The 24,370-nt window shown below is 36.6% G+C and carries 18 protein-coding genes; 7 read left to right on the top strand and 11 right to left on the bottom strand.

Annotation, left to right across the window (positions count from 1 at the left end; all coding sequences use genetic code 11):
• Positions 1–139: 139 nt before the first annotated feature.
• The 4 genes from H592_RS0107315 to H592_RS0107300 all read right to left on the bottom strand — a co-directional run bounded on the left by H592_RS0107315 (position 140) and on the right by H592_RS0107300 (position 6,475).
• The gene (locus H592_RS0107315) at positions 140–3,277 is read right to left on the bottom strand and encodes an efflux RND transporter permease subunit (protein WP_028868196.1); all 3,138 of its coding nucleotides are present in this window, start codon (positions 3,275–3,277) and stop codon (positions 140–142) included.
• Complete coding sequence (locus tag H592_RS21720) at positions 3,274–4,776, bottom strand: efflux RND transporter periplasmic adaptor subunit (RefSeq protein WP_051369067.1); 1,503 nt, start codon at positions 4,774–4,776, stop codon at positions 3,274–3,276. The genes H592_RS0107315 and H592_RS21720 overlap by 4 nt, the downstream gene beginning before the upstream one ends.
• Before the next feature lie 10 nt (positions 4,777–4,786).
• On the bottom strand, positions 4,787–6,046 hold the full coding sequence (locus H592_RS0107305) for a TolC family protein (protein ID WP_028868195.1): 1,260 nt from the start codon (positions 6,044–6,046) through the stop codon (positions 4,787–4,789).
• Positions 6,047–6,139: 93 nt separating this feature from the next.
• Positions 6,140–6,475, bottom strand: coding sequence for a hypothetical protein (locus tag H592_RS0107300; protein ID WP_028868194.1), 336 nt, complete (start codon positions 6,473–6,475; stop codon positions 6,140–6,142).
• 409 nt (positions 6,476–6,884) lie between these two features.
• Here H592_RS0107300 and H592_RS21715 point away from each other — a divergent pair, with 409 nt between their 5' ends.
• Positions 6,885–7,463, top strand: coding sequence for a ferrodoxin oxidoreductase beta subunit (locus tag H592_RS21715; RefSeq protein WP_245600379.1), 579 nt, complete (start codon positions 6,885–6,887; stop codon positions 7,461–7,463).
• A 110-nt stretch (positions 7,464–7,573) separates the two neighbouring features.
• Here H592_RS21715 and H592_RS0107290 read toward each other — a convergent pair whose 3' ends face one another.
• Complete coding sequence (locus H592_RS0107290; RefSeq protein WP_028868192.1) at positions 7,574–8,803, bottom strand: aldose 1-epimerase family protein; 1,230 nt, start codon at positions 8,801–8,803, stop codon at positions 7,574–7,576.
• A 313-nt stretch (positions 8,804–9,116) separates the two neighbouring features.
• Between H592_RS0107290 and H592_RS0107285 the strand changes: the two genes are divergently transcribed.
• From H592_RS0107285 to H592_RS0107270, 4 genes are all read left to right on the top strand, one after another.
• Entirely contained in the window at positions 9,117–9,386 is a 270-nt protein-coding gene (locus tag H592_RS0107285) for a YrhK family protein (protein WP_028868191.1), read from the top strand.
• 201 nt (positions 9,387–9,587) lie between these two features.
• Positions 9,588–11,231 (top strand): phosphoethanolamine transferase, encoded by a 1,644-nt coding sequence (locus tag H592_RS0107280; RefSeq protein ID WP_051369066.1) that lies wholly within the window; start codon positions 9,588–9,590, stop codon positions 11,229–11,231.
• Positions 11,232–11,255: 24 nt separating this feature from the next.
• Positions 11,256–11,933, top strand: a complete 678-nt coding sequence (locus H592_RS0107275; RefSeq protein WP_028868189.1) for a response regulator transcription factor — start codon at positions 11,256–11,258, stop codon at positions 11,931–11,933.
• Positions 11,930–13,357, top strand: a complete 1,428-nt coding sequence (locus tag H592_RS0107270) for a sensor histidine kinase (protein ID WP_028868188.1) — start codon at positions 11,930–11,932, stop codon at positions 13,355–13,357. Before H592_RS0107275 ends, H592_RS0107270 begins: the two co-directional genes overlap by 4 nt.
• 89 nt (positions 13,358–13,446) lie before the next feature.
• On the opposite strand, the gene H592_RS0107265 is transcribed toward H592_RS0107270, so the two are convergent.
• Entirely contained in the window at positions 13,447–14,640 is a 1,194-nt protein-coding gene (locus H592_RS0107265; RefSeq protein ID WP_028868187.1) for a potassium/proton antiporter, read from the bottom strand.
• Between the two features lie 808 nt (positions 14,641–15,448).
• A complete protein-coding gene (locus H592_RS0107255; protein WP_051369065.1) occupies positions 15,449–15,943 on the bottom strand; it encodes a hypothetical protein in 495 nt (164 codons plus the stop codon).
• A 719-nt stretch (positions 15,944–16,662) separates the two neighbouring features.
• Here H592_RS0107255 and H592_RS23890 point away from each other — a divergent pair.
• Both H592_RS23890 and H592_RS21710 read left to right on the top strand, forming a co-directional pair.
• Positions 16,663–17,778 carry an FIST signal transduction protein gene (locus H592_RS23890; RefSeq protein ID WP_028868185.1) on the top strand — a complete coding sequence of 372 codons (1,116 nt, stop codon included), beginning with the start codon at positions 16,663–16,665 and terminating at the stop codon, positions 17,776–17,778.
• Between the two features lie 16 nt (positions 17,779–17,794).
• Positions 17,795–19,621, top strand: a complete 1,827-nt coding sequence (locus tag H592_RS21710) for a putative bifunctional diguanylate cyclase/phosphodiesterase (RefSeq protein ID WP_051369064.1) — start codon at positions 17,795–17,797, stop codon at positions 19,619–19,621.
• A gap of 61 nt (positions 19,622–19,682) precedes the next feature.
• On the opposite strand, the gene H592_RS0107240 is transcribed toward H592_RS21710, so the two are convergent.
• The 4 genes from H592_RS0107240 to H592_RS0107225 form a co-directional block, all read right to left on the bottom strand.
• Complete coding sequence (locus H592_RS0107240; protein WP_028868184.1) at positions 19,683–20,108, bottom strand: response regulator; 426 nt, start codon at positions 20,106–20,108, stop codon at positions 19,683–19,685.
• Between the two features lie 127 nt (positions 20,109–20,235).
• Entirely contained in the window at positions 20,236–22,155 is a 1,920-nt protein-coding gene (locus H592_RS23225) for a sensor histidine kinase (protein WP_051369063.1), read from the bottom strand.
• A gap of 606 nt (positions 22,156–22,761) precedes the next feature.
• Positions 22,762–23,826, bottom strand: a complete 1,065-nt coding sequence (locus tag H592_RS21700; RefSeq protein WP_051369062.1) for an OmpA family protein — start codon at positions 23,824–23,826, stop codon at positions 22,762–22,764.
• A 222-nt stretch (positions 23,827–24,048) separates the two neighbouring features.
• The coding region (locus tag H592_RS0107225; protein WP_028868183.1) for an IS66 family transposase at positions 24,049–24,370 on the bottom strand (322 nt) is incomplete at its 5' end.

The raw sequence follows: 24,370 nt of genomic DNA, 5'->3' as shown, positions 1-24,370 counted from the left end.
TTATAAAGAAGATAGAGTCATGTAAGCCTACTGTTTTAGTTTATTTTATTGTTAATTAAAGCAATAAAATAAACAGGTAAACAAAAGGCTCACAATAGAGTCATTTTTTATTTCATGACTTTTTTGATGTCATGATAGTTTATTGTTGTGATGGCAAGTGTAATTGTTTACGCATACTTATTTTTTTCCATTGGAAATAAACCGCAGGTAAAATCAATAGCGTTAAAATAATTGCACTGACCATTCCGCCAATCATCGGTGTTGCAATACGTTGCATCACTTCAGAGCCAGTGCCATCACCGTACATAATAGGCACTAAACCGATAACCACCGTTGCTACCGTCATCATCACTGGCCGTACACGTAGTCCAGCCCCTTCCATCACTGCGTCTTTTAAATCCACAATAGAAAACTGCTCAAGACGTTGCAGCTTCTTAGCCGCCAGCGATTGATTTAAATACAACAACATGATCACACCTATCTCAATGGAAACGCCCGCTAATGCAATAAAACCAACACCAACCGCAATCGAGAAGTTAAACCCAAGTATGAACATTAACCAAATACCGCCCATTAGTGCAAAAGGTAAGGTGGAGAGGATTAGCAATACTTCACCTACGCGTCTAAAGGCCAAATAAAGTAAAATAATAATGATTAAGATAGTAATAGGGATCACCTTCGCTAACCGTGCATTGGCTTTTTCCATATATTCATATTGACCAGACCAAAGTAATGAATAACCTGCAGGTAAATTAATCTGTTCATTCACAATATCTCGGGCTTCATTAACATAAGATCCTAAATCGCGATCTTCAATATCTACAAAGATCCAACCATTTAAACGTGCATTTTCTGTTTTTATCATCGGCGCACCCGACTCAATATAAACATTCGCCACATCATTTAAGCTAATGGTCATTTTTGAAGGAGTAATAATAGGTAATGATTTGAGCGCAGAAACAGAATCACGATAATCATTTGGGTAACGTAAATTAACAGGGTAACGCTCTAATCCTTCAATCGTTTCAGTGATGTTTTGACCACCAATCGCAACGGCGACTAACTGCTGAATTTCAGCAATATTAAGTCCATAACGTCCGGCTTTTTCACGGTCAATATCCACTTTCACATAGCGCCCACCGGTAACACGTTCGGCATACACAGAAGCTGTTCCGGGTACCGTTTTTAAGATCTGTTCAACTTGTTTACCTATCTTTTCAATTTCTGCTAAATCACCGCCCGCTATTTTAATACCAATCGGCGTTTTAATGCCCGTAGCTAACATATCGATACGTGTTTTAATCGGCATCACCCAAGCATTCGTTAACCCTGGAAACTGAATTAAACTATCAAGCTCCTGTTTTAACTTATCTTTAGTCATGCCCGCTCGCCATTCGCTTTTAGGCTTAAATTGAATCGTCGTTTCTATCATGGTTAACGGCGCAGGATCGGTCGCTGTTTCTGCTCGACCAATTTTTCCCCATACCGTTTTAACTTCTGGTACGGTTTTAATTAACTTATTGGTTTGTTGTAGTATTTGACGCGCTTTGCCCACCGATACACCTGGGTAAGTGGTTGGCATATACATTAAATCGCCTTCATCTAACGGCGGTATAAATTCACTACCAATTTTATTCACGGGGTAGAAACCCACGACTAATAAACATAAAGCAAAAATTATCAATAATTTTGGAAAGCGTAAGCTAAAGGTTAAAAAGGGTTTATAAATAGCCACCACGAAACGATTTAAAGGGTTTTTCTGTTCAGGTAAGACTTTACCGCGAATGAAGTACCCCATTAAGACGGGAATCAAAGTAATCGCTAAACCAGCCGATGCCGCCATCGCATAGGTTTTAGTAAAAGCTAACGGTGAAAACATCTTGCCTGATTGTCCTTCTAACGCAAAAACAGGTAAGAAGCTAAAAGTAATGATTAATAATGAAAAGAATAAAGCTGGTCCAACTTCCGTGGCTGCTTTTGCAATCACTTGCCAACGGTTGTCATCAGTTAGTGGTGTTTTTTCCATGTGCTTATGTACATTTTCAATCATCACTATCGCACCATCAACCATCGCCCCGATCGCAATCGCAATACCGCCTAAAGACATAATATTGGCGTTAATACCTTGCCACGACATAATAATAAACGCGACAAAAATACCCACAGGTAAACTCAGTAAAACCACCAGCGATGAACGAAAGTGAAATAAGAAAGCAGCACAAACTAACACCACCACAATAAACTCTTCTAGCAACTTATCGTAAAGGTTTTCTACTGCTGAATTAATCAGTTCAGAACGGTCATAAGTTGGGACGATCTCAACCCCTTCTGGTAAACCATTTTGTAACTCATTCAATTTATCTTTAACTGCTTCAATTACCCCTTGGGCATTTTCTCCAAAGCGCATCACCACCACACCACTGACCACTTCACCTTCACCATTTAGCTCAGTAATACCACGGCGCATTTGCGGTCCTAAACGAATTTCAGCAACATCGCCTAATAACAAAGGAGTGCCTTGGTCATTAACACGTAAAGGGATATTTTTAAGGTCATCAATAGAAGAAATATAACCCGAAGTACGTACCATGTATTCGGCTTCAGCCATCTCTATTACACTTGCACCAGATTCTTGATTGGCACTTTTAATAGCATTACTAATAGTCGTTAGCGATAAGTTGTAAGCACGTAGTTTATTAGGGTCAACACGGACTTGATACTGTTTCACCATACCGCCGACCGTTGCCACTTCAGACACACCCGCGACGGTTTGCAGTTCAAATTTTAAGAACCAATCTTGTAAACTACGTAATTCACTTAAATCGTGTTGCCCGGTTTTATCAACTAGCGCATAACTAAATATCCAACCAACTCCCGTTGCATCTGGCCCTAACGCTGAGCGGGCTTGCGATGGCAAATTTGGTGCAACTTGTGACAAATATTCAAGCACGCGCGAACGTGCCCAATAAATGTCAGTGTCATCATCAAAAATAATATAAACATAAGAGTCACCAAAGAATGAATACCCTCGCACAGTCACGGCACCAGGCACACTTAACATGGCAGTGGTTAATGGGTAAGTCACTTGATCTTCAACTACTTGTGGTACTTGACCTGGGTAAGTCGTTTTAATGATCACTTGTACATCGGATAAATCAGGCAAGGCATCAATCGGTGTTTTTTGTAATGAAAACACCCCGTAAGCGACAATCACCGCAGTCATCAACAGCACCATAATGCGGTTTTTTATCGACCAATTAATAACGTGAGCAATCATAATGTCATCACCCTTTCGTTAGAAGGTAAAGGAGTAGTGAGTAACGCACCGACATCTAATGAATCCAAATTATCTGTATTATTTAGTCCCACTTTATTTTCACTGTTAGGCTGCGAGTGGTTGCTCATCGCATCTTTATTTTGATTTTGGCTCTGATCATGCTCAGTGCTTTTTTGTTGCTCTAACATACGCTCAAAATCAGCACTAATGCTAGATTCACTATCCAATAAAAATTGTGCGGAAGTAACAACTTTCTGCCCAGCTTCTAGGCCAGATATAACTTCAATAGTTTGTTGGTTTTCAAGCCCCACTTTTACTAATACCGATCTGAATTTACCGTCTCCCATCGCTAATACAACACGATTCATATTACCTGCATAGATAACCGCTTCACGTGGAATTTGTAGGCGCTCTCCATCCATCTTAGGGCTGATAACCACCGAGGAAAACATATTAGGCTTAAGCTCTTCGTTAGGGTTATCAAACTCTAATCGAACACGAAGCGTGCGATTACTTTGACTCATTTCAGGGTAGATAAAATTCACTTTCCCTAACCATTGTTTACCCGGAAAATAATCTAAGGTCATGGTTGCCGTATCCCCTAATTTAATTAAAGAGACTTGCGCGGCAAAGACTTCTACATCGACCCAAACAGTATCTAAATTAACCGCCGTGATCACTGTGGTAGAAGGTGAGATAAACGCACCTTCATTCACTTTTAAGTCAGTAACGGTGCCTTTTTTAGGCGCGTAGACATCAATCCGTTGCTTGACTTTTCTGTACTTGATCAACTGATTGATTTGCTCAGAACTCACACCTAGCACCGCTAAGCGTGTTTTTGAAGAGGCCACTAATGCACTACGATTAAGCTGCACAGCATTCAATAGCGACTCCTGTGCTTTTACCAATTCCGGAGAATAAAGCGCATACAGTTTTTGGCCTTTTTTTACTTCAATACCGACAGATTTTACATAGAGTTCTTCTATCCACCCTGAAACACGACTATTGATTTGCCATAAGGCATCCTCATTAGCTTGCACACTGCCTAGACTTTTAATATTTAAATGGAACTCACCTTTGACTACGCGAGCGGTGCGTACGCCAAGGTTATTTTCAACAGCAGAAGAGATCATCACAGTACCTTCTTCGCTATTACTATCCGCTTCTTCATACACAGGAACTAAATCCATTCCCATTGGCGATTGCCCAGGTTTATCACGACGGTAATTTGCATCCATTGGTGCAACCCAGTATTTGATTTTAGGTTCCGCTTTTTGCTGTTCTTCATAAACAGGGACCAAATCCATCCCCATTGGTGACTTACCGGGTTTATCTCGACGATAGTTCGCATCCATCGGTGCAACCCAATACTTGATTTCAGGTTCATTTGTTAATGCTTCAACTGTCATATTTGCACTGAACCATCCACTTTGGTGAGTAAAAAATCCAATGCCGATGCCAGCAATTAATGCCACAACCAGTAATAATAAATAACGCATAATGTATTCCTTAAAGTGCCTGAAAATAACGAATTTTAGAAAGACTTTTCAGGCCATCAAAATAGAGTTGTTGATATTCGATAGAGAGATTCAATTCATCCATATAAGCTTGAATAACCTCAGTAAAAGGACGAGTATTTGATTGGTAACTTTGTACGTATGCTCGAGAACGTGACTTGGCTTGCTTTAATAAACTGTTTTTATAACGTAACTGACGTGAAAGCAGTTGCTGATAATTAACAATCTCAGCTTGAAGCTGTGCATTGAGTTGACGAATTAAAAGGCGATGTTCAGCTTGCTTTTGGCCTTTATTGTGTAGCGCTGCAATCATTTGCTGATCTTGGCGTTGATCAGTAAAGATTGGCAAATCCATAGAAACAAAACCACTCAGTAAATCAGGCCGAGCCTTACCATTATCAAATTCCGACATCCGGTGTCCATAACCTAATTCAACTTTAAAGCTGGGTTTATAACTCTGCTGTGCTAAATCAATATCACTGCCTGCTACTAAAATATTTTGTTTTAAAGCCAATACTTTAGGGTGCTTAGCTAATAACTCATAATGCTCTATATGATGAGTTTCACTGCCTTTAATATAAGTTAAAGTATCAGTCCAAACAGGAATAGTGGCTGACAATTTATCGTAGGCTAACGGCCCTATCCATTCGCTTAATAAACTACGGTATGTCAAAGACTGCTGTGATAATTTAGCTAACTTTTCATCGAATAATCCAAGCTCAATATCTGCATTAATAAGGTCTTCATTTTCAATAAGCCCTAATGAATATTGTGATGCTAAGTCTTTATTAAGGCTGTTAAATAGCTTTTTATTTTGACTCACAAGCTGCTTCGATTTTTCAATAAATAAGATGTTAAACCATAAGTCTCGTACCGTTTTTTTCACTAATAAACGTCGGTCTGCTCCTTGAAAAACAACCGTTTCCGACTGTAATTGAAAACCTTGTTTCGTAATCGCTAATGAATCACCACGACTGAACTGCTGAGAAATGCCCAGCGTTAATTGAGTCATGGCCTCATTATCTAGTGAAAAGCTATCGGTAGGTAAATTGGCGACACCTAGTTTGATCATGGGGTCTGCAAGGGTTGCACTATTGTTGCCCTTGGCAATTAAAGCACCTTGTTGCGCTTGATATATTTTTTGTCCAGGATCTTCTTTTAATGCAATCTGCAGAGCATCTTGTAGTGTCAGCGCGGAGACTTGCAATGTGATCACTGTGAATAACAGCGCAAATAAGTTACGGATTCTCATCTATTTTCCTTTATCCAGTTAATGGATAACTAATTAAGTTTTAAAATAAGGGTCACGTCATCTCAAAAAATAGAGAGATCACGGCTCAAAAAATTAACTTAATAAAGGAGGACGATAGAGGCTTTTAGGGTGAGCATGGAGAGGAGATAGGTTTAAAACAGGGTAATTAAACGGGCTATGAGCAAACGATAACATCACAGTACTTTCAATGAAATGCGTAACAGAAACAACGCTCATTAAGTCACAATTATCATTACAGTCCTGCATATTTATCAACATGTTCGAACAATCCACTGTGTTCATCATCAGCATATTACAATGTTTCACTGCTTGCGTATCACTTTCAAAAACCGGCACAGAAGCCATCACTTTTTGCATAAAAGTAACTTGTATAGTGATCATTAAAAGTAATGTGATGAATTTTTTCATTAACTAAGCATTAATATTCATGAGTGAATTGATAAAAGCGCAATGATAGCCGCATAAGTTATTAATATTAAGGTATCCCCTTAGGGAAAGGTCAAACAAAAAATCCGCAATTTGATGAAAAAATAATGTAACTACTCAGCACTCATTAAAACTGAGTGCTTTTTACCAAAATAAAAACGTAAATGCTCAGGGCTAAGCTATTTATGCTTAGTTCAAGGCGAAAAAGCGCAGTTTAGTGGTTTAAATGAGCATTTTTCAACGAAGAAATAGGCTTAAATAGCGACGGCCTGAGTAGTTACAAAATAATACAGATAAACCATACCACAAATAAGCTGCTCAATAAATGTTCAACAAGCGATTAGGATTGGTATAAACTTGCAGTTCCACCTCCTTTGATAAAGGATTAAAAATGAAATCATTACTTTTAGCGCCACCCCTATTCAACTTTCTAGGTCAGGTCAATTTCCTAAGGCAGCCTAATCCCCTACGACAAATCAGTTTTCTTCTTCAAATACTGCTGCTTGGATCGTTTGTTTCTTTTTTCTTCAATAACAGTGTGTATTCCGCATCCTTAACGGCGGGCAGTAAATCAGTAGGCATAAAGTTAGGCTCAGCTTCGAGCGGAAGTGAACACTACAAGGTCGCCGGTGCCTCACTGCAATACTTTGCATTAGATAATCTCGCCGTTGGAGCGGCCTATGAATATTGGTTTTCAGGTAATCCCACTATTTCAAAAGCGTCTTTGCAATCCACTTATTACATCCCTTTCACAGCACAAATAAAACCTTATGTCGGAGTGTTGTATAGTCACTATTTTGTTGAAGACAGATCTGATGTTGATGCTTATGGATACCGACTTGGTGTTGCTTATATTAAATCGCCAATGATCTTAAGTGCAGGTATTAAACAAGAGAGATATACATCCAATAGACCCGTATATTTTGATCAAGACCCAAAGTTAGAATTTATGGTGGGTTTTTCTTTTTAAGAGGCATAAAGCTGCATGATAAAAATGCTCGTTCTACAATACACTCTTTGCAGAATGAGCATTCTCTCTTAGCCTAATTAAAAACTTACCTCATTTCATTCTATTCGGTCTTATTCGACCGTATTTAAATCGACAATAGGGGTTGTAACTTGTTTAACCTCTGCACCATTTTGAATGGTAGCCACCTGTTTAAGTGCTGATTTAACATCATTATTGTTAGCTAAAATAGTATAAGTCAGATCAAAGTGCTTGGTTTCACCCGCTTTAATCGTTGGCACTAAACCTAATGGACGTTGGTATTTGGTGTTATAAGCATAACTGGTTCCAGGCTCAATGCCGGTCACATAACCTTGCTGTTTGGTATCTGTATTTTTCCATAATGTTAAGACGGGTAATTGTTGCACATTGTAACCGACTGCAACCCCTTTATTCGCTTTCGCATTATGCAGTACAGCCAGCGTTTCGCCATTGTCGTTACCAATAGGTTTAAAGTTAAACACCATTTCATCATAACCTTTTGTAGGCCCTAAATAAGTTTGCCAATCTTTTAAGCCCGCTTTAGCATAATCATTAAATGGTGATATTTCACTCGCTGCAGCAATAAATTTAGCACCTTTTTCTAGGATCGGCGTACCAAAATTAGAATGGTAAATAATTTGATATTCGTTATCGTAATCCGCTTTATTAGTTAACTGATCATGCAGTGAGAAAGTGGTTGACCCGGGCACCACTTCCAATTGAGTTAAGGTCACTAGCTCCGCCATTTTAAAGGTACGCTCACTGACTTCACCTTGAATTGTTATTTTATGTGGCGGTTTATCATCTATGATCACTTTCACGGTTGAAGCAGGCGTATTTTGTACTCGTCCATGTAAACTAAGTAGCTGCCCATTATCATCAACTCCAGGGTGACCTGTCCATTCATAACCACAACGTACCATCATTTCGTTAAAACCATCTAACCAGCCTAAACCATTACGGCTTTCTAACTCAATAAATGCAGGGTTAACAATTTCTTTGACCGGAGAGTCCCATCCTAGTAAACGTTCACCATCCATCTTCACATCAAAAATCCCCATGCCACGAGTTGGTATTAGGGTAATGCTCACTTTTCCATTATTAACGATAAGAATATCAACTCCGGCTTGTTTACCACCGTGTAATTGACGCTTTTCGACAGAGAATGTTCCACTATCAGTAAAACCTAATGTTTGATTAGTGACTTTCCAGTCGCCAACATCCGTCCCTGATAACGAATCGGTTAGAGTGAATTCAGCAGCATTGACAGTCAGAGTGCCTAAGCCAAGCAGAGTAGAAATAAACAGTGTTTTAAGTTTCATATCACGTCCTAATGTTAATCATTGATTAAAATCCAGCAACTTGCTGAATCGATTCAGCAAATCTTTGTGCAATGTACTCGCCCCCTACTCGATATTCAATGTGATTTATTTTTGATGTGACTAATTACACATAAAAATGGGCAGTGAGAGAAATAACTGATTGCTGAATCACCTTCAGCTAAAAATGCAGAAACAGTAAGTGAGGTTAATAAGAAAAAGTGAATGATAGTTGCTTAAGTCGATGTATTTGCTAGGCTGAGTACATAAAAATAATCTGCTTAAACCTAGTACAACAACTAAAAAATGAGAACATATGAGTTTAAATATCAATGAATTAGAGTTAGATTTAGGACAAGAGCACATTATTATTCAGCGTCGCTATGAAGCATTAGGCGCCTTTAATGATTTTTTAATTGCGGTGTGGTTTTTAATCGGTAGTTTTTTCTTTCTATCCAATTCACTGGTTGAAAGTGGCACTTGGTTATTTATCGTAGGCAGTGCGCAACTATTGATAAAACCAATATTAAAATTAATCAGCTTGATCCACGTCAGCAAAGTTTATAAAGATAAAATAAAACAATAATTCACTATCAAGTAACTCTGAAACGTACAGACAGGCTACTGTAGATAGCGCTGTACGCTTTAATAAAGAACATTATCTCTTCTCTTCAAAAACTGCATTGTTCGCGGCCAAAACTCAGTAAACTTTCAGTTTGTCTTCAGCCAACCTTAAGCTTTAAAACATAACATGTTTACATTCTCCTAGAATGTGGACTTGAACTAAATGAACAATAGTGTGATTAAAAAATTAACCTTACCAACTGAATTTTCTTTGAATATAAATATCCTCGTGATCCTGCTTGCAAGTTATTTTGCAATGGTCTTTAACCACCCTATTATTCAACGGGTTTATGAGTTATCTGGCAATGATTTCACGCTGTATTTAATTAGCCACCTTTTATTAACGAGTGCTTTTGTTATTATTTTTACGTTATTAGCTTGGCCTTATGTATTTAAAATAATACTAATTCCGCTACTATTGACCTCTGCATTGGCTTTTTATGCAAGTACAAAATATAACATCATGTTTGATTACACCATGATGGAAAATATATTTGAAACAAATACAGGGGAAGCTTATTCATACCTTAATTTAAGCTCTGTTTTATTCTTTCTCTTACTAGGCATACTACCGGCTTTATTATTGTTAAAAGTTAAAATAACTTATAATCAAAGCATCCTTGAAATTTTGTTTTTTAAAGCAGTATTTTTAATTAGCATGGTCAGTATCATCGCTTTAATCGCTGTTTTTTATTATAAAGATTATGCCTCTATAGGCCGTAATAACTCATATTTGAATAAGATGATTAATCCCGCTCATGTTTATAATACATTCAAGTATGTGAAGAAAAATTACTTAAATAAACCGATTGTTTACTCAAAATTAGGACAAGATGCGAAACTTATTCCTGCTGCGAATAACAAGCCTACCTTAATGGTTTTTGTTGTTGGTGAAACAGCACGAGCTCAAAATATTGCTTACAATGGTTATGCTCGCAATACCAATCCTTATACAGAGAATATGGGCATCATTTCATTTCAGAATGTCACTACCTGTGGCACTGCAACAGCCGTTTCATTGCCGTGTTTATTTTCAAATATGAGCCGTTCGAATTATAAAAAAGAACGAGCAATAAATCAGGATAATGTATTAGATGTATTGAGCTATGCAGGGGTTAAAGTGCAATGGTTAGAAAATGATGGTGGCGATAAACAAGTTGCACAAAATATAGTAAAATTAAACGTTAATAAAACAGAAAATAGCGATTTGTGTAATAAACATAGCTGTTACGATCAAGTGCTATTACGTCGTCTTCCTGATTTGATAGAACAAGACACACAGCAAGATAAGCTCTTTGCATTACATTTAATCGGCAGTCACGGGCCCACCTATTATCAACGTTATCCAAAGGATAAAGCATTATTTAAACCCGCTTGTGAACGTAGTGATATCGAAAATTGTAGTGACCAAGAGATCCTTAATGTTTATGATAATACGATCGCTTATACCGACTATATATTGGCAGAAACAATTACTCTGCTTAAGCAATATCAAGACACGTATAACGTTGCACTTTTCTATCTTTCAGATCATGGCGAATCATTAGGTGAAAATGGTTTATATTTGCATGGTACACCTTATGTTGTTGCACCAAACGAACAAACTCATGTGCCTTGGTTTATGTGGGCTGCAGATGATTATTTTGCGAATAAAGGCATCAATAAAAACTGTCTTGAGCAGCATGCAAAAAACGAGGCAGTATCACATGACAATCTATTCCATACCTTATTAGGGTTTTATGGTGTGAATACGAAACAAAAACAAAGTGCACTAGATATCACCACAACTTGCAAAACGAATGCTTAATAGGCATCTAAAAGAGATATAAAAATGAAAATTTTAGTGATTGAAGACTCTCAACATTTACGTAGAAGTTTAATTGTAGGGTTGAGTAACTTAGGGTTCACTGTAGAAGCAACAGGCGACGGCAGTGAAGGTTTAAACCTTGCTCTTTATAATCACTATGACCTTATTATTTTAGACCTAATGCTGCCTAGTATTGATGGTATGACTTTACTGAAAACCATCCGCCAAGAGAATATTCATAGCAAGGTGATTATTCTTTCGGCTCGAGTGACCGTAGATGACCGAGTGAATGGTTTGCTAGCAGGTGCGGATGATTACTTAGTGAAACCCTTCTCTTTTGATGAACTACATGCACGTATCATGAGCATTCAAAAAAGAGGGGAAATTTCTTACTTTAACAATGTCATCAAACAAGATAATTTTGTCCTCGATACCCAACAAAAAAGTTTTGCTTACCAAAATAGCCTGATTGACCTAACTAAAAATGAATTCAAAATTATTGAAGCTATTTTTAGCGCCAAAGGCAATATAGTCAGTACCAGTAAAATAAGTGAAGCGGTCGTTGGGCATTTTGATGAGTTATCAAAAAATAGCATCGAGGCGCACCTATCATCGGTAAGGCGAAAAACTAAGTTACTTGGTGGTGTATTGCCGATCAAAAATAAACGTGGCTTTGGTTACTTATTAGAGCAAACAGAATGAAATCGATAAAAAAAGATATTGTTCGCGCGATCACTATCATTCCAGCAATCATATTATTTAGCATTTTTATTGCTATCGATATTGTCTTAGATGATTGGGTAAAAGATAAATTTGATGAGAGTTTAACCACTAAATCTAACTATCTAAAAACATTGGTAGAAGTAAATAAAAATGGTGTCGAGTTTGACTTTTCCGATGAGTTTATGCCGGAATTTTCAAACCCCAAAAAATCTCAATATTTCCAATTATGGGTTGATGAGAAACCCTTTGAAAGATCGCGCTCTTTACGCGCCTTTCCTGAAGAGCAATTAGTCAAACAAGCTCTGCCGATTAATAGCTCAAAAATGATTGATGTTGAATTACCCGATGGTCGTTCAGGCCGCGCCATAATGAGCTACTTTCATCCACAGGTTCCCAAACGTTTACGGAATACTGTGGCTCCTTTTCAACACACAGCTTTTTTTACTGTCACTGTCTCTGATGAAGATTTTTCTCAGGCTTTGCTTGTGCTTGATATTGTCTTTTGGTTATTGTTCTTTACCTTAATCATCGGTATTCGTTATTTGGTCATTGCGCAGATAGATAAAGGATTAAAACCCCTCATTTTACTAAATGATGAAATAGCCCACTTAAAAATAGATAAAGCAACGTCGTCGCTCTCTAAAGTACCTAATGAACATATTGAAATAGCACCAATACGGGCAGAATTATTACGCTTTATTGAGTTTTCACAACAAACATTGCGCGAAGAGCAACGTTTATCAGCAGATATCGCACATGAACTTAAAACCCCTATCGCAGAAATTATTAGTCTGAGTGAATTACATATTCAATATCCAGATGATCATCGTATTTCAGATACCTACTCTCAGGATATGCTTTCTATCGCACAACGCATGAAACATATTGTGAATAACCTAATGATGCTTAATCAAAGTGATGAGTATTTATTAAAACAGCAAAATGAGCATGTTCACCTCATGGAGCAGATCAATGACATCCTGACAACGATTCAAAGTACTAATATTAATGCGCTAAAAAGAGTAGAGGTCACTAATTTATTAGCCAAAACATCGCTTAATTTAGATATCATAAGCTTTAATATTATTATCTCGAACCTAATAAACAATGCGCTATTTTACAGCCCAGCTCAATCAACGGTTGATTTAACTATTACTAAACAAGATGACCGAAAAATATATATCATTATACAAAACAAGTTAACACAGCCGATTTCAGCAGAGCAATTACAACAACTCTTCAAACCTCTCTATCAAATAGATTCTGCGCGTACTGAAAATCAACATTATGGTTTGGGATTAGCCATTGTAAATAAATTGTGTTTGCTGAACAATTACTCCATCGAAGTCTCACAACCAGACCAAGAAACAATTCAATTCACACTTGGGCTTAATAAAATATAAATTCATTTTATAGCCATTTTCACTTAACCGCTTTTTATTAACCAGGAATAAGTGGCTATAAAAAGCGGATATAAAAGCTCAAAATTCTTCTATTCTTGTTCAATATTAAGCTGTAATTTTTTAGCCAAAGGTTTAATCGCAGCCCCTTGCAGAAACACTGATATTAAGACAATAAAAAAGACCATATTAACAATGGTTAAAGACGAAGTAACACCCGCAGCAGCGGGAATCAATGCAAAAACGATTGGCGTCGCGCCTTTAAGGCCTATGGATGAAATAAATAAACGCTTTTTCCAACTGGCTTTCGGGAAAAAAAGATAGCAAATTTGTACGGCTAAGGGCCTCGCAACCAGTATTAATAATGCGGCAGGTAATAAAGAAGAATAAAGCACATCAAAAAGATGCTGCGGGAAGATTTGCAAACCAAGCGCGATAAACATGAGTGCCTGAGCTAACCAAGATAAGCTATTGAAGAAGTGTTTAGTGATCTCTTTCCCCCGTTTAATGCCGTTACCAATCACTACCCCTGCCACATATGAAGCTAATAAAATATTACCGCCAACAAGCTCACTACCGTAGGTCGCTAAGACAAAACTCACCAGAACAAACACAGGAATTAAACCGTATTCTTCAAGCTTAATATGGTTAAGTAACCACACACATAAACGCCCTACAATGAAAGCAATAATTAATGCACTAAAAATTTGTGTGATTAACTCAATACTAATACGACTTGCAGAAATGCCACTCTCAGGAGTAAGTGCTAACTCAGTTAATAGAACAACAAGAATCAGTGCGATGGGGTCATTAGTAGCGGATTCAAATTCTAATACGGTATCTGTTTGCTCTTTTAATTTAATTTTTTTGGAATGTAGGATTGAGAAAACAGCGGCAGCATCGGTTGATGAGACAATGGCTGCAAATAAAAGACAAACAATAAAAGAAAAATCTAAAATATAAGAAAGTAGAATGGCAAAAAAGAAGGTCGTTAACAGAACTCCTAAGGTTGAGAGTATTCCCCCTTCTCGATAAGCAACGCGAACGCTTTCCTTGGATGTATTTAATCCGCCAACAAAAACAATAATGTTAAGTGCAATACTGCCAACTAGAGAAGTTAAAGCAAAATTATCATAGATAAAATTAAACTCACCATTACCAAATAACAGCCCAACTCCCATAAAAATTAGCAAAGAAGGAATGCCAAAAGTCCGTGATGGATGATGCAAAAGAATGCCAATTCCAATTAAAGCCGCAATACAGATCAGTATGAGTTGATATGACATTTTTTCTTTATCTTCCTTTTTAATTATTAACGAATAGTGATGATGAATATTAGGAAAAGAGGCGAGCGTTTCATAAAAATAAGTCGTTTAAAATCAAGATAACGGCCTTTTATGTGTACTGTTTTCCTCCTGGATGATGATGTTTTAGTTAATCACAAATAAAGACTGTAATGGCACTTATCAATGTCGCTCAAGAAAAATAGACTCTAAGCACTTTGACCTTTTGCTCTTTTGATAAAGAAAGCAGTAAGTCATTTAATGATATGTTAAATTTTCAGTGGTTAAGTTCTAACTTTTTTATACATAATACCTAGTAGGACTGTATTTATAAAGGGCTTTATCGACTTACGAATAGGTAATTTTTGTGGGTATTGAAAATCAGATCACCCCATTTACAGGCGATCAAGGGTTCTCGATTTGTAATATCGATTTTAAAGAAATTAATAGTGGAAAACGTTAAATTAAAAAATCTTATCTCTCAAATAAAAGGTATTAAATAAAAGGTTTACAACACTCCGGCTTTAAATGCATTAAGCTTTGGCTATCATGGACTTTATTCGGCTTCAGTTGGCTGGATAACGAGACTCGTCATGTTTGCAATGCTTTGCTTGTCGTTTTGATTTTGATTTTGGCTATGATTACAACTGTGATGCCGCTTAGCTAGACAATAAAACTTGCCCACGATGTTCTTAAAGACAGTTGTCACTGGTTAATGCGAATCCGAAAGACTGTATGCCCCTGTGTCAGATTAGCTTTCACCCCTTAGTTTTCACTTAACAATAAACTCAGCAACACATCTAACAATAACTTAAAAGTCTAACAGGCTCCAATACAGTGTATGCTCATTTTCAATCGGTTGAGATAAAAAGTGATGTAAAACTAATGTTTCTTTAGCGAGATCTAGAAATACTGAAGCCACAATATTTTCTTGATTTAAAATCCAATTTTCATGCTGGTGACTATTTAATGAAATAGCCATTTGGTTCACGCCTGTTTTCATCCAAGTATTAGGGATATGGACATTTTGCCCATATAGCCGTTGCCGTTTTATTCCATTAACGAAAACATGAACATGTCCATATAAAAAACCATCTTCTGAGATTGATGCGCTAGGGGCAAGATCTGGCGCGCCAAGTATATAGTTTGCCACTGTTATATGGATATTAACACCATCCATACTATCCCTAAATACACTCAGAGCTATCTCAGGCACCGGTATATCTTCATCTATTTCTCTGGCTTTATGTTGATGAATTTCAGTACTTGCTGCATACAGAGCAGCACTGAAAAAGTAACTCAACAATTATTAGACAAAGTGAATCGTTTTGCTGATATATTTTGGCAAACAAAAGGGGTCGCGACTTATACGGCTAAATGCTCTTACCCTCCGCAACAAGATGTAATATATCCAGACTTGAAAACAGCCACGATTGAATCTTAATGTGTTAAGTGTCAATAAAGTGCTCGGAGAGAGCATGTTTCCGATCAATGCAGCTAATAGCTACCTGATTTTTCATCATTTTATTTATCGACGGTTTTTAACCGTAGGGAAACTCGTTAGGGTACAACATCCAACCTATGGAGCGATCGTCAAAAGGATCTGTCATCTTAAGCAGTAAGGAGGTTATCGATTAGAGGGGTTAAATGAGCAAAGTGTTAGCAGTCAAATAATTACCAAATACCAAATACCAAATCAAATAATTATCATACACCCAGTCAAATAAAAGCCGATATTCCATTGAATAATCAGTAAAACATAACGACTTCACAATTCAAAAATAGCACTAAAACATCTAAATGTGAGTCAATATCGAACAAAATAACAGCAAATTAAATCATACAATTAATAAATGCGAATAATTATCAAAAGTGCGATCAATCACAAACAAATAAATACAAATCAAAACTTTATAGGATTTTCTCTACAAATTAGATAAAGTTATATATATGTATTTTATCAATATATTAGGTCATCATTTTAATACCCTAAAATTGATACCCTAAACTTAGGAAATAGACTTTATGTCCCCGGCTTCTATCATAAAATTTACAGATAGCCCTTCTTTAGATGAATTGAATAAGGCCATAAAGAGTGTAATAAACGCAGGTGCTAACAGCATATTACTACTTACTTGTATTAACAATGCTTATAATACTGAAAAAGTAAACAAGACATTAAAAGCATGCCCATTGCCTTTATGCGGCGGAATATTTCCTAAAATAATTTACCAAGGTAAAAATTATACTCAAGGAGCCATTGTACTGGGATTAATGGTTGACCCGAAAATAGTCAACTACGACATGCTCAACAAATCTGACCCTGACTTAAAGCATTACATTCACAGCAAAAGTAAAATCATTGAAAAATATCAGGATTTCATCATCATCTCCGATGCACTATGTAGTAAAAGTGAAAACTTTATTGACCATTTTTATGATTTCATGGGCTCTGGTGTCACAACCATTGGTGGTGGTGCAGGCTCTTTAGATAACGCAAATAATCCAGTTATTTTTACCAACCAGGGGTTGGTTAGAGGCATCACACAAGTGATTGCTTTACCTTGCCCAATCAACAATAGTATTGGACACGGCTGGGAGCTACTTGATGGCCCTTATTTAGTTACGTCATCCGAGGGCCACTTTGTTTATTCTTTAAATTATAAGCCTACCTTTGATATTTATAAGGAAATAATACAAAGTAGGCATTTTACGCCGCTGTGTGCAGATTTCTTTGCAACATTTGCGAAAAAGTACCCTTTAGGCATTATCTCTTTAGATGGCGAAATATTAGTTCGAGATCCTATTCAAACCAATGGTTCATATTTAGAGTGTGTAGGAAATGTACCTGTTAATTCAATGGTCTACCTATTGCAAAGCAGTCAAGATAAAATGATCGACGCAAGTAAAGAAGTCGCTCAAAATTTATTACGGCAAGGCCCACTCAACACGCTATTATTATTTGATTGTATCAGTCGTGATTTTTTCATGGGCGATAGCATCGATGATGAACTTGAAGCAATACAGTCCCCGTTTCCCAACATCTGTTTAGTCGGTGCGATGGCAATAGGAGAAATAGCTAATACCCCTTGTGGTTCAATACGCTTACTTAATAAATCAACCGTTCTCGGTTCTTTTTAATTATTCTGGATAATTTATGAATACAGCGATGCACATTATGTCTATCCAACACCAGTTAGTACTGGCGATAGGTAAAGACTCTGATCTAAAAAAAATGTTGCATCAATTTTTACGCCTCTGCTGCCTCAGTTTAAATTCAACTAATTGCCATGTTTTTCTAGTACAAGATAAAAATAAAAATCCAGTCCATCAAAAGAGCAAAGATTCAAATTTGAAATTAGGTCATTATTTAAGTTTCCCAATGAAAAAATATGGGTTGCTAGCAAGTAATAACCAACCACTCGCCAATATCGTTAATACTTTCTTTACAAATAACTTAGCGATTGACGTTATTGAATATGAATCGAGTCTTTACCACTTATTTAAAATTGGTGGTTTTGGTGTATTAGCTATTGAGCGTAAGCAGCCGTTAGGTGAAGCAATTCAAAATGCCTTAACCCCAGTATTAAAAAAACTGGCAACAAGCAGTATCGGCTCTATTAATCACCGCTCGCTAGTCTTAGAAATTAAAACCAGAAAACAGATTGAAGAAAAAATCAGTTACCAAGCCTCTCATGATTTTCTCACCGGCTTATTCAATAGAATGGAAATGCAGCAACGCTTAGCTAAAGCCATTGATAATTGTGCAGATCAGGCAAGCACTGGTGCCATATTATTAATTAATTTGGATAAGTTTAAAAATATTAATGATGTGATGGGCTATCATGTGGGTGATAAAGTGTTACGACAAGTGGCAAATAGACTACGTCATACAGTGAAAAAACTTGCTACCATTGCGAGATTTGATGGCCATGAATTTATCGTTTTATTAAAAGACTTACCAGTTAGCCCCCTTGAAATGAAATCTATTATTAATGGTGTTATTGCAGATATTGTATTTGCCATTGAGATACCACTTGAGCTATCTGAAGGACGATTTTCTGTTTCTTGTTTCATTGGTTATGAAACATTTAATGATAAGAGTAAGAGCGTTCAGGATGTACTGAAGAATGCGAGCATTGCCATGTATGAAGCCTTTAAAAAAGGTAAAAATAAAGCGCTTGCCTACAACAGCGACATGTCAGTACAACTTAATGAACACATCACTTATACACAGGAAATAAAGCAAGCCCTCAAAAATAATAACTTTGAATTACATTATCAACCGCAATATGACCACCTTAAAAACATAGTTGGGGCGGAGGCATTACTGCGCTGGAATAATCCATTACGAGGTTACGAATCCCCGGCAATTTATATCCCTATTGCAGAAGAAAGTGACCTGATTATACAAATAGGGAGCTATGTATTAAAGCAAGCATGTGCTGACATCAAAAAGTTAGAACAGCTCGACCTGCCTGATTCTTTTAAGCAAATTTCAATTAACATAAGTGCTAAACAATTAGCAAAGCACAACTTTGTGCAAACCATTATTTCAGCGGTAGAAGAAAGTCAAATTTCGCCTTTTCGTTTAAAAATAGAAATTACTGAAAGCATAATGATGGGCGATATAGAGTTATCAATAGAGAGCTTAGAAAAATTACATCGTTTTGGAGTGGAGTGCGCAATTGATGATTTTGGAACAGGTTATTCTTCGCTAGCTTATTTAAAACGCTTACCTGCTACATTACTTAAGATTGACCGTTATTTTGTAACCGATATTCACAAGGATAAAAGTAATACTGCGATTGCAGGTATGATTATCGAGTTAGCTAAAAGTTTGAACATGACAGTGATCGCTGAAGGAGTTGAGAAAAAAGAAGAGTTAGACTGTCTAGTCCAGCTAGGCTGTTATCATTATCAAGGTTACTATTTTAGCCATCCTATCGCATTTGATAAGCTACTGATGGCTATTAAATTGTAAGCGAATAAAATAACCATGTAATTTAAGCACTTATGCAGTCTATATTAAAAAGCAATATAAACTATGTAGGTAGCATCACTACTCGCCAATAACAATCTAACAACTTAATGACCTTATCAAAGCCACCTTTTACATCGGATTTAACGATATAACCGGCGATATTTTCATTATAAGCAGCAACTAAGTCTTGGTCAGCCGATGAGGTAGTCAAAACAAAAATGATAGTATTTTTTAACTCTTCATCCTGACGAATTATTTTTAGAAACTCTAATCCCCCCATGATCGGCATATTAAGATCCAGTAGAATCAAATATGGTCGCTGTATTGCATCTGGTTGTCGCAACAGCTGTAATGCCTCTAAGCCGTTTTTAGTTCTAATAATGGGATTAGCTAATTTTAATTTAGCAAAGCCTCTCTCTACTGCTTTTGCATCTATTTCATCATCTTCTATTAATAAAATGCTGACTTCTGCATAATTACTACTCATTATAACTATATCCTTTTAACTGTATTATCCTGATAGAACCGCTGCATTTAGTGTTCGTTGAAAATCACTAGTGCATTATTTCCATTAAATAGAGCACTACTTTATTGATATTGCGATTATACCTTAACTATTTCTGCTCCATCATGCTGGACTCTATTTCCCCTTTCGGCCAACTAAAGTAAAAAGTACACCCCTGCCCTAGCACAGATTTAACAATCACTTCACCAGAGTAATGCTCAACAATTTTTTTGATTAATGCCAATCCCATACCACTGCCTTCAGTTTCATCGCGTGGTCTTAAGGTTTTAAACATTTTAAATATATCTTCATGATAATTAGGCGAGATACCAGGACCATCATCTTCTATACTGAAGACATAAAATTCATCTGTTTCTGTACATCCAATCTGAATATGACCTTGCTCTTTATCATGATGTTTAATCGCATTGCTGAGTAAGTTTCTCACTACCTGTTCAAAAGGTGCTCTGTAAGTTGAAAAACGAGGAAGGTTATCCTTAATCGTTAACGTAAAACCTTCCAGCGGTGCAACTAATGAGAACAGATCATTAATGACAACCTTACTATCAATATCAGAAATACTATTTTGTTGGCGGTTTGCACGTGAATACGTTAATAAATCATTCAATAACGTTTCCAAACGCTTTATTCGATTGCGCATCATTTTAAGATGAGCAGGTATTTCCTCTAAATTCCCTTCCTCAAGATCTTCCACAACCCAAGTCGCTAACTGGTCAATACCACGTAATGGCGCTTTTAAGTCGTGAGATGCGACATACGCAAATTCATCCAAGTCTTTATTTGAACGGGCAAGGTCAACAGAACGCAACTCAGCAAGTACTTTTGCTGCATCGGCTTCTTTCATTAAACTAGATAAAAGTGCTCTCTGTGTTGTTAGCTCATCAATATTTGTTTTTAATTGGACATTTTTATCGGCTAAAGACTGAGTCCTCTCGACCACCTTTTTCTCTAATTGACTATTTTGATTCTGCAGAGCCTCACTTAAATGACTAATATTTTTAGCTCTAAAAACAGCAACTTGTAATGCATAGATAGCAAAAGCTAATAATAAGCTAATCACAATGCCACCGAACAAAATCCATTTAATGACTGCTGGAGACTCAATATCTTTTAACAACAGATCATTAAGCGCGATATTTAACTGCCACTGACGATCCGGAATTTTAATATCAAAACTAAAAAAATCTTTATCTTCTATTTGACCATAAAGCAAACCACCATTTTCTTGGTTAATATCTAATAAACTCAACTCTAAGGCTTCAATATCCGCTCGTGCTTTTGCATTTTCCATTAACGTGTCAATTCTGAACACACCCGTTACGTAACCAATCAATGCCGTAATACGTTGTACTTTTGTATCAATCGGGAGATCTTGTTGATATACCGGTGCAATAATTAAAAAACCAGCAGAAGAGCCTGTTTCTTGTATTAGTTTAATTTTTGCAGTGGTTGTCATTCTGCCGCTGTCTCTGGCCAATTCCAACGATTGGCGACGTATATCATTACTATTGAGATCAAACCCTAATGCCTGTTTATTAACTTGGTAGTTGCTAACGTAAGCCACGGGAGTGTAATGAGGTCTAACTTTGCTTTTAACCAACTTACCTTGAGCATCTCTTTCCATGATATCAAAATCAGGTTGTTGAGCCCTAATGAGCGCTTCAAACCGCTCTTTTTCACTGGATTTAACCAAAGGAACCCAACTCATTGCCTGAATATATCCTCTCTGATTAATATCAAGTACATCCATATATTGATTAAATTCAAGTTGTGAAAAGTGCTGTTTATTAGCACTATAAAAGGCTTGTAACCCTTGTAAATCATTGATCGATTTATCAATCGCATCTTGAAAGTGACTAGAGACCTGTTTTGCAATATTTTCTATTTTTTCATAACTTTCAGCTTTTAACTGTTCAGTTACTTTTAATGAAATAGTATAAGTAGAGAAAATACCAATAAAACTGATAACAATCGCTAGTAATAATGGCTTAATTGAAAATATATTCACTTTTTAGACATCCTTGTTATACCCAATTGTATGAAATAAGCGTTGTAAATATTGCACAGAAAAATCGTTTAGCTTAAAACATAATTTGATGTAAATGATGACTTCTTTGATGAAACTTAACAACTCAGTCTCAAACCGAAGTTTATTTAGCTTACTGCTTACTTCTTTTTGTATTTTTAATCGCGATACCAATTCCGCTAAATAGCAGATCAACCTTTCTAGTTAAAATGCATTACTTCTGCGCTGGAAACTCTGCAGATAGCATAATTAATTGACGAAATCTACACTTTAAATTGACAGGATTTTCCTACGCAATATTTGATCACATACTTAATAGCGTTGCTATAACGGGTATAAATATAGATAACTATTATATGTACATCAGAGAATAGTGCACGAAAAAAACTCATAAAATCAATGATGAGGGATCAGAAAAAACAATAAACACATGCCAATAAGTATAAAAAAACAGCGAATTATAATGTTCTGGTAAAAGGAGGAGGTCGTTTTTATAGGGTTAATAAGAGCTGACTTAGTTCTATAGATTATAGAAAAATGAGAAAAAACTCTCCTAACGAGTTAGGAGAGTTAAATTATGCAAGTATATTAACGAGTAACTGGCACTTTACGAGTTTCATCGATGTTAATTTCGATTCGACGATTCATTTTGTGAGCAGCACGAGTATTACTTGTATCAAGTAGATTTGTTTCACCGTGACCAACAGCCTTCATGCGATTTGCATCAATACCGTATTTAGACGTCAACATAGCAGCAACTGCGTTAGCACGTTTTTGTGATAACTCTAGGTTGTAATCTGCTTTACCTAATACTGAACTGTAACCGTCAACCGTAATGTCTACGTGTGGGTAAGTTTTAAGGAATGTTGCTACTTTATCAAGCTCAGAAAAGTACTCAGGTTTAACAACAGCTTTGTTATTATCAAAGTTAACAGCCAAGCGGTATGAAAGATTTTCTTCAGCAAAAATAGTACAACCTACTTCGTCTACTTTATTAGACATAGGTGTAGCTGGACATTGGTCAGTACCGTCAACAACACTATCTTTATCAGTATCGATCGCAACAGGTGCAACGTAAGCTACTGGCTCAGCTTTAACAGGTGGTAGTGCTTTTTCATTTTTATCAAAGAAATACACTAGACCTACTTGAGCGATTGCATCAGTAAATTTTTCGTCAAATTGGTAGCTACCTTTACCTTCAACATAACCAGCAAACTGGTCAGTGAAGTATTGACGGTAACCAAGACCGACGTTAACCGCTGCTTCTGCATCAGCTTCAAAATCTAATGCACTAATACCACCTAGTAAATAAACGTTCTTTCCGGTTGGGAAGAAAAGAGCATCAAATGTGTATTTGTTTAGATTATCAAGATCACTACCTTGCTTAAGATCAGCAGTAAAGTTTGTGTAAGATAAACGCAGCTCTAAAGGAGCTGAAACACGATAACCTAATTCAACACCAGCACCGCCAGCGTTATTGAATTGATCGCCAGTAGCATCTAAACGGTCGTTATCAGCTTTAAGATAGGCGCCGTGGATACCACCGTAAACGTTTCCAACTAACGTTTCAGCATCAGGTTGATCTGCATGAGCAGGAAGAAATTGGCCAAGTAGCAATGTGCTAACAAGAAGGGGTAATTTACGTTTAATCATATCCATGTTCCATATAGTTAATTTAGCTGGTAAAAGTACCATCAAACTAAGGTGAAAAAATATCATAGTCGTTATTGATTTGCAAAGTTAAAATTAGATATATTATTAATTTTTTTAGCCTAAAATTCCTAGAAAACAAAGCCAAACTTCCAACTCATTGAATAAATTGAAATAAAAGCAAAAACAATACGTTAACGCCATACTTCAATAGATTACGTGTAACTACTCAGCAGGGATAAAAATATTAGGTAGCATGCCATTCAACAATAGCGTTAAAGCAGTAGAGCCACTTACTCCCTGCTTTTTACAGCTTGATAAGTAACTACGAAGACCAAAAAACATTTCTGCTCCATATTCGCTCCTGAAGCAGCCCGAGATCTTCTGCTGAACTTTTGCCATCCTCAAGTCATTTTCGCCTTGATTATTAGTAAAAGGTACGGCTTTATCGATCATAAACCTGAGTACGTCATCTTCATAATTTTGTAAACGCTCAAGTAAATTTCTAGATTTTGTTTTTTTCACCCTGCCTCGTTGGCGGGTAGTT

This window comes from Psychromonas arctica DSM 14288 (genome assembly GCF_000482725.1).
Taxonomy (GTDB): domain Bacteria; phylum Pseudomonadota; class Gammaproteobacteria; order Enterobacterales; family Psychromonadaceae; genus Psychromonas; species Psychromonas arctica.
This window is presented reverse-complemented; position numbering and strand designations above follow the sequence as displayed.

Bases quoted from the DNA above. Each gene is read 5' to 3' on its own strand.
- H592_RS0107315 (WP_028868196.1), bottom strand. From the start codon at position 3,277: ATGATTGCTCACGTTATTAATTGGTCGATAAAAAACCGCATTATGGTG.
- H592_RS21720 (WP_051369067.1), bottom strand. From the start codon at position 4,776: ATGCGTTATTTATTATTACTGGTTGTGGCATTAATTGCTGGCATCGGC.
- H592_RS0107305 (WP_028868195.1), bottom strand. From the start codon at position 6,046: ATGAGAATCCGTAACTTATTTGCGCTGTTATTCACAGTGATCACATTG.
- H592_RS0107300 (WP_028868194.1), bottom strand. From the start codon at position 6,475: ATGAAAAAATTCATCACATTACTTTTAATGATCACTATACAAGTTACT.
- H592_RS21715 (WP_245600379.1), top strand. From the start codon at position 6,885: ATGAAATCATTACTTTTAGCGCCACCCCTATTCAACTTTCTAGGTCAG.
- H592_RS0107290 (WP_028868192.1), bottom strand. From the start codon at position 8,803: ATGAAACTTAAAACACTGTTTATTTCTACTCTGCTTGGCTTAGGCACT.
- H592_RS0107285 (WP_028868191.1), top strand. From the start codon at position 9,117: ATGAGTTTAAATATCAATGAATTAGAGTTAGATTTAGGACAAGAGCAC.
- H592_RS0107280 (WP_051369066.1), top strand. From the start codon at position 9,588: ATGAACAATAGTGTGATTAAAAAATTAACCTTACCAACTGAATTTTCT.
- H592_RS0107275 (WP_028868189.1), top strand. From the start codon at position 11,256: ATGAAAATTTTAGTGATTGAAGACTCTCAACATTTACGTAGAAGTTTA.
- H592_RS0107270 (WP_028868188.1), top strand. From the start codon at position 11,930: ATGAAATCGATAAAAAAAGATATTGTTCGCGCGATCACTATCATTCCA.
- H592_RS0107265 (WP_028868187.1), bottom strand. From the start codon at position 14,640: ATGTCATATCAACTCATACTGATCTGTATTGCGGCTTTAATTGGAATT.
- H592_RS23890 (WP_028868185.1), top strand. From the start codon at position 16,663: ATGTCCCCGGCTTCTATCATAAAATTTACAGATAGCCCTTCTTTAGAT.
- H592_RS21710 (WP_051369064.1), top strand. From the start codon at position 17,795: ATGAATACAGCGATGCACATTATGTCTATCCAACACCAGTTAGTACTG.
- H592_RS0107240 (WP_028868184.1), bottom strand. From the start codon at position 20,108: ATGAGTAGTAATTATGCAGAAGTCAGCATTTTATTAATAGAAGATGAT.
- H592_RS21700 (WP_051369062.1), bottom strand. From the start codon at position 23,826: ATGATTAAACGTAAATTACCCCTTCTTGTTAGCACATTGCTACTTGGC.